The following is a 5,677-nucleotide window of genomic DNA, read 5'->3' on the forward strand; positions in this document are numbered from 1 at the left end:
ATACACGCTTTTATCGCCCTATTTTTCGTATGTATTTGACTAATAAGGACAAGATTATCAATATCCTTGAACTTCCTTATCCCAACACAAAACTGGAAGCAACCAATAACCTTATCGAGGTTATCAAACGGAATGTCTTTGGTTTTCGGAACTTTGACAACTTCAAAAAACGGATTGTAATTGCTCTCAACATCAAAAGGAGAAGACGAAACTCGTCCTCTCCTTTTGATGTTAGCTTTTCATCTACCCACTACTGTTGACAAAGAGCCACAAAAAGCCACCTGATTGGGTGACTTCTTTAGGAGATTATGATGAAAAAGAAAAGTTTTAGGATTCATCAAATAAAGTTTAGGAGGTCTTCATTTGATAAATCTATGATACAAGACCTGGCTTAAAGTTACCTTAAATTCTCAGCAATTTTTATTTTTTTCGATCCACCCAAATCATTCCTGTACAATCATAAGTAGATAAGGTTTCAAATCCCAGAGAACGATAAAATCCCAAGGTTTTTTCTGTCTGTTCGGTCACTAGTTGGACTTGATAGGCATCTTTGAAATCACCTAAAGCCTCTTTCATCAAGACACTGCCAATTCCTTGACGCTGATAAGTAGGCAAAACGATCAAATTCTGGTCAAAAACCGATGAGAAACCATCTCCAACCAAACGAATCAAGCGCCACATAAATCGCTAATGAGTGAGACAGAGCCTTATCCAGCATCTGGGGCTGTTGGGTATAGTTGGTCCAACCAACTGCCTGATAGAGATATAAAACATCTTCTAGCTTGACGATCTCTTCCTTTTAATTCGAATCATGTCGTCTCCTTTTAGAATTCTCTCAAGCTCTTGCACTGCTGACCTCATGCAAAGAATGTTACTCCTTAAAATACTCATTGGCCTTAGCATAGGTCAGTGGCGTCTGAAGCAAGGCTGTAAAGTCCTGCTCTTGCTGAATCTTTTGCGCCAGCTGAATGACTCCTTGGTAGGTAGCTCGTACAGGACCCGAACCCAGACTAAGTCGTGCCAAACCTGCCTGATTTAGGGTCTGGATATTTTGTGTTTGCGGTGTCAGAATCAGGTTGAGCGGACAAGGGATTTCCTGGATGAGTGTTTTTGCCGTTGCCATTGACATAGCCCCTGGGACAAAGACACAATCCGCCCCGGCTTGTGCAAAGGCACGGCCACGCGCAATCGCGATAGAGAGATTCTCCTCTTCTCCTACCACGTCATACCAGAAAGCGCAGGTCCGGGCATTGATGACAAAAGGAATGCCAGTTTCTTCTTTTAAGGCAACCAAAGCCTGAATCTTTTCAAGCTGCAAGTCAAGGGAAGACAGACTGCCATCTGAGCAGCCATCTTCTATATTGACTCCCACTGCCCCAGCCTCTAAGAGTTTTCGGGCGTTTTCTTTTACTTCTGCTCCTGTTTCTGCATAGCCCCGCTCAAAATCCACTGAGACAGGTACCGTCACACGGCGACAGATTTTTGTTACCATTTCCAGTAAATCATCAAACGAAATATCCTCACCATCCGGATAGCCCAGATCAAAAGCGATACCCGCACTAGAAGTAGCCAGAGCTTTTGCTCCCTCTTTTTCAAAGACTAGGGCCGAACCGACATTCCAGATATTGGGTAGCAGGAGCAAATCGCCCTTCTTGTGCAAGGCTTGAAAAGTCTGTGCACGTTGGATTTGTTTTTCTATATCTGTCATGAGCAGTCCTCCAGACGTTTGTATTGGCGGCCTTCTTCATCAAAATTATCAGGCTCCAACCAATTTTCAAAGCGCGCTTTTCGGGCCGGCCATTCTGTATCTAGCATAGAAAACCAATCTGTATCTCGCGTCCGTCCCTTATAAATCACCGCCTGTCTAAAGGTTCCCTCAAAGGTAAATCCCAATCGTAAGGCAGCCTTGCGTGAAGGCCCATTGAGCTGGTCGCACTTCCACTCATAGCGACGATAACCCAAGTCTTCAAAGACATAGCGAGCTAGTAAATAGTGAGCCTCGGTCCCTATCCGTGTCCCCTTAAGTGCTGGTGAAAAGGTCACTCCTCCCACTTCGATAACCCGATTGGCCTGGTCAATCCGCATCAGAGAAAAAGTCCCCAAAGCCTTGCCACTGACCTTATCTAGAATGGCATAGTAGACTCGGTCCGTGCTTGCTTCTAACTGTTCTAAAAGTTTTTCAAGCTCTCCTAAAGTTACCACAGGCTCTTGAAAAAGATAGGTCCACATGTCCTGCGGACTGTCGGGGCCATAGACGGCAAACAAATCCTTAGCATGTTTTTCTACCGAAAGAGTCTCTATCCGAGCATACCTCCCTTCCAAGCAATCAATCGCAGGTAATTGACCGGGTGTATCATCTACTGATTTCCCAATCATCTGTCCAAATTCATTTACAGGCATTATGTTTCTCCTTGTCTTTTTCTTGAACATAGTATAGCACATTTCGATGAAAATTTTTGAAAACAGTTAGTTTTCGATTCAACAATGCAAACTCCTCTTATAAAAATCATCCCCCCAGTTTATGGAGGAATGATCACATATGGAAACGAGTGAGTTAATGCCCCTTGTGCTTCTCTCTACGTTTTTGCTGTTTGCGTTCAAATTTCTCTTGCTTGAGCAATTGCTTTTGGAGACTGGACTGTTGTTTTGAATGCTTTTTTCGTTCCTCGTGCTGCAACTGCAAGAGCTCTTGTGACTTAGAAGAAACTTTCTTCTTCACCTGTTTCTTTACAGCTCGTTGCAGACGCTTCGGATTCTTAATCTTCACATGCTGTTTGACTGTTGCCTCTGGACTAAAAGATAACCGAACAAACTGAGTCTGTATAAGTCTCAAAATTTCATCATCTTTTGGTGCCTGACCAAATGTCACTCGACAAACTTGATAAGTTTCCTCATACTCTTGTTCAAACAATCCATGCCAAAATCCATCTTCAAAATAAACTGTCAAGCCAATTGAAACGATTTCCATGACAGCACCTCCTTAAATCTATCCCTAAGAATGGACAACCAAGGAGGAAGGTTACTGATAGGCTTGCCTACGTCTGGACTACCAACCAGAACTGTGTTTTTATCTTAGTTGGGACTATTATAGCATAATCCAATTTAAAAATCCTCCAGATTCTACTCTGAAGGATTCATTTCTTACTCTAACAACGATATTGACGAGTTTAGTTGGCTCAAACAGTTTTGGGAACTGTTTGAGGTTGGAAATCAGCAAATAAATTGGTTATTTCACAACAATATTAACTAGTTTGTTCGGTACCGCAATAACTTTCACGATTTCCTTACCGTCAATTTCTGCTTTAACTTTTTCATCCGCTAGAGCGATTTCTTGCAATTCTTCGCGTGATAGGTCTTTAGCGACCATCAATTTGGCACGAACTTTTCCTTTAATTTGGACGACGATTTCGATTTCGTCTTCAACCAATTTGCTTTCGTCCCATGTTGGCCAAGCTACGTAAGAGATGGATTCACCTGTTGCTGCAACTGTTTGCCAGAGCTCTTCTGCCAAGTGAGGTGCAAATGGGGCAATCAATTGGATAAAGCCTTTGGCATAGTCCACATAAAGCTTGTCTTCCTTGTTAGCCGCATTGACAAAGACCATAAGTTGAGCAATGGCTGTGTTGAATTTCATGGATTCGATTTGCTCAGTAACAGATTTAACGGTTTCATTGTAAACCTTGTCAAGAGCACCATTGTTTTCCGCAACGATTTCTTTACTTGTAATCAAACGGTAAACACGGTCAAGGAACTTACGGCTTCCTTCCAGACCTTCTTCTGACCAAGCGATAGAAGCATCCAGTGGCCCCATGAACATTTCATAAACACGAAGGGTATCGGCACCGTATTGTTCCACCACATCGTCTGGGTTAACCACGTTCTTGAGGGATTTAGACATCTTAGCTGGTGCTTGCTCCAACTCTTCCCCTGTTTCCACATGGAAGAAGGAACCGTCACGTTTTTCAACCTTGTCAGTAGCCACAAGAGCCCCACGGTGGTCACGGTAGCTTGTTCCCAAAATCATTCCTTGGTTAAAGAGTTTTTGGAAGGGTTCTTTAGTCGGAACAACACCGAGGTCATAGAGGAATTTGTGCCAGAAACGAGCGTAAAGCAAGTGAAGAACGGCATGCTCTGCACCACCCACGTAGATATCTACTGGCAACCATTGTTTGAGGAGATCCTCATCAGCCAATTTCTCAGTATTGTGTGGGTCGATATAGCGGAGGTAGTACCAGCTTGAACCAGCCCATTGTGGCATAGTGTTTGTTTCACGACGACCTTTGACACCATCTTCACGCGTCACTTCAAGCCAGTCTGTCAAGTTAGCCAATGGACTCTCCCCAGTACCTGAAGGGCGGATATCCTTGGTTACAGGCAAGACAAGTGGCAATTCATTTTCAGGGACAGCTGTTGAAGTTCCATCTTCCCAATGAATGATTGGGATTGGCTCACCCCAGTAACGTTGACGGCTAAAGAGCCAGTCACGGAGACGATAGGTGACCTTCTCTTGTCCACAACCATTCTCTTCCAACCAAGCCACAATCTTAGCAATAGCGTCTTCTTTGTTCAGTCCATCAAGGAAGTCTGAATTAACGTGTAGTCCATCTTCAGTATAGGCAGCTTCTGCTACATTTCCACCTTCAAGTACTTCTACGATTGGAAGGTCAAATTGTTTGGCAAATTCCCAGTCACGTTGGTCATGGGCAGGCACAGCCATGACAGCACCTGTTCCATAACTAGCAAGAACATAGTCGGCAATCCAGATTGGAATTTCTTTACCGTTAACAGGGTTGATAGCATAAGCACCAGTCCAAACCCCTGTTTTTTCCTTAGCAAGGTCGGTACGAGCCAAGTCAGACTTGAGACTAGCTTGGTGTTTGTAGTCCGCTACAGCCTCAGCTTGTTCTGGACTTGTGATGTCATCTACTAGTTCGTGCTCAGGAGCCAAGACTGTGAAGGTCGCACCGAAAAGCGTATCAGGACGAGTGGTAAAGACGGTAAATTCCTTGTCAGTCCCTTTCACTTTGAAAGTAACATTAGCACCAGTGGATTTGCCAATCCAGTTGCGTTGCATATCCTTGATAGACTCTGGCCAATCCAACTCATCCAAATCGTTGAGCAAACGCTCCGCGTAAGCAGTGATTTTGAGCATCCATTGGCGCATTGGTTTGCGGACAACTGGATAACCCCCACGCTCAGAAGTTCCATCTGGAAGAACCTCTTCGTTGGCGATAGCTGTCCCTAGTTCCTCAACCCAGTTGACCGGTACTTCAGCTTCATAAGCCAAACCTTTTTCGTAAAGCTTGGTGAAGATCCACTGGGTCCACTTGTAGTAGTTGGGGTCTGTCGTGTTGACTTCACGATCCCAGTCATAAGAAAATCCAAGCGCATTGATCTGACGTTTGAAGTTGGCAATGTTTTCCGCTGTAAACTCTGCTGGGTCATTCCCCGTATCCATAGCGTACTGCTCAGCTGGCAAACCAAAAGCATCCCAGCCCATTGGGTGAAGGACATTGTAGCCTTGCGCACGTTTGTAACGGCTGAGAATATCCGTTGCTGTATAGCCTTCTGGGTGTCCTACGTGCAGACCCGCTCCAGACGGATATGGGAACATATCGAGAGCATAGAACTTCGGTTTTGAGGCATCTGTTCCTGTCTTAAATGTATGATGTTTCGC

General features: G+C 44.3%; 5 protein-coding genes and 1 pseudogene. 1 reads left to right on the forward strand and 5 read right to left on the reverse strand.

Annotation, left to right across the window (positions count from 1 at the left end; all coding sequences use genetic code 11):
* Positions 1–260 (forward strand): transposase (locus tag SORDD16_RS10840; protein ID WP_241734050.1); only part of this gene is annotated, 260 nt, incomplete at its 5' end.
* A 160-nt stretch (positions 261–420) separates the two neighbouring features.
* Here the strand turns inward: SORDD16_RS10840 and SORDD16_RS09125 are convergent.
* From SORDD16_RS09125 to leuS, 5 genes and pseudogenes are all read right to left on the reverse strand, one after another.
* Positions 421–790: pseudogene (locus tag SORDD16_RS09125) on the reverse strand (GNAT family N-acetyltransferase).
* 81 nt (positions 791–871) lie between these two features.
* Positions 872–1,708 (reverse strand): isocitrate lyase/PEP mutase family protein, encoded by an 837-nt coding sequence (locus SORDD16_RS09130; protein WP_061453204.1) that lies wholly within the window; start codon positions 1,706–1,708, stop codon positions 872–874.
* The gene (locus SORDD16_RS09135) at positions 1,705–2,400 is read right to left on the reverse strand and encodes a GNAT family N-acetyltransferase (RefSeq protein WP_061453205.1); all 696 of its coding nucleotides are present in this window, start codon (positions 2,398–2,400) and stop codon (positions 1,705–1,707) included. Before SORDD16_RS09135 ends, SORDD16_RS09130 begins: the two co-directional genes overlap by 4 nt.
* A gap of 154 nt (positions 2,401–2,554) precedes the next feature.
* Positions 2,555–2,968: a YjdF family protein gene (locus SORDD16_RS09140; protein ID WP_061453206.1), complete on the reverse strand. Its 414-nt coding sequence runs from the start codon at positions 2,966–2,968 to the stop codon at positions 2,555–2,557.
* A 258-nt stretch (positions 2,969–3,226) separates the two neighbouring features.
* Positions 3,227–5,677 (reverse strand): leucine--tRNA ligase (leuS, locus tag SORDD16_RS09145; protein WP_081215197.1); only part of this gene is annotated, 2,451 nt, incomplete at its 5' end.

The organism is Streptococcus oralis, from assembly GCF_001578945.1.
GTDB lineage: Bacteria > Bacillota > Bacilli > Lactobacillales > Streptococcaceae > Streptococcus > Streptococcus oralis_Q.